The organism is Rhizobium ecuadorense (assembly GCF_001187535.1).
In the GTDB taxonomy this organism is placed as follows: domain Bacteria; phylum Pseudomonadota; class Alphaproteobacteria; order Rhizobiales; family Rhizobiaceae; genus Rhizobium; species Rhizobium ecuadorense.
The window spans coordinates 1-431 of sequence record NZ_LFIO01001058.1; the positions used below are offsets into that span (position 1 = coordinate 1).

Genomic DNA, 431 nt, shown 5'->3' on the forward strand with positions numbered 1-431 from the left:
AGAGGCGACCGTCGAGGCGTATGCTTACGAGGATCGCCTCGTAAGGATCAAGCTCAGCTTCGACCGATGCGACAGCCGCGAACTACGCGAGGACAAGCTCTTTGGCAACATCATGGGGAGCGATAAGCCTTTAATGGTCGAGAGATGCGATGGCGTCGATCTGAAGGAGAAGGATTTCGATACGTCTCTGTATCAGTCCATCAAAACTCGCAACAAATACGGCTACGACAGGGAAGGATCTCCCGGCATGCTCGACTTCCAATGGTCGGGAGATATGTACGGTGAGTACGGCCAGGCCGAGCGCAGAGTCCTTTGGGATGTCCTGTGCTACCGCCACTCCCGGGACGAGCTCAGCAGGATGGTCCCGCCGGACGGCATGACATACCGATGCCTCATCGACGTCGAAAACGCAGATCCGTCACGATGGTCGG

Annotated in this window: 1 protein-coding gene; it reads left to right on the forward strand. The window is 56.8% G+C overall.

The features are described 5' to 3' along the window. On the forward strand, positions 1-431 hold a 431-nt coding region (locus AF337_RS43310), incomplete at both ends, for a hypothetical protein (protein ID WP_160320333.1).